Raw genomic sequence first — 468 nt, forward strand, 5'->3', positions numbered from 1 at the left:
GATAAAACAGGTGATATCCACATACCCAGATACACCAATCGTGAATCTTGGCGCCAATAAACCGGCATTCTCACGACTGGTCACAGAACGTCGTCTACAGCTATTCTCAAAACACCGAATCAATAGCCAGTTAGAAATTCTAAGTTTCCTAACTAACCTAATACCTAACAACTGCCTATTGAGCACCGATAATATTGACACAATTACTCAGCTGCATCCGAACGCCATACTACTTATACCAAAAGACGCCGGTATGGGCGCTATGACTCAGCGAGATATCAAACCATTTAGAGAATATATTCGCTCTATCGACATGCAGGACAAGGAAAACAAAACACCTTTTGGACAGAGGGTTGGTGAGGTTTTCTTACCACGTGAACTCCAATTCCCTACAGCCATGGCATACACACTTAAAGCGTCAGGCGTAGGCGGTAAATATTTCTGTGATTACTTCAAAATAAAAGAAGC

Annotated in this window: 1 protein-coding gene; it reads left to right on the forward strand. The window is 42.3% G+C overall.

From position 1 onward, the window contains the following. Positions 1-468, forward strand: a 468-nt coding sequence (locus AB4585_RS28720; protein WP_372172182.1) for a hypothetical protein, incomplete at both ends; no start/stop codon positions are given.

It is taken from the genome of Vibrio sp. 10N.222.49.C9, assembly GCF_041474985.1.
Classification (GTDB): domain Bacteria; phylum Pseudomonadota; class Gammaproteobacteria; order Enterobacterales; family Vibrionaceae; genus Vibrio; species Vibrio crassostreae_C.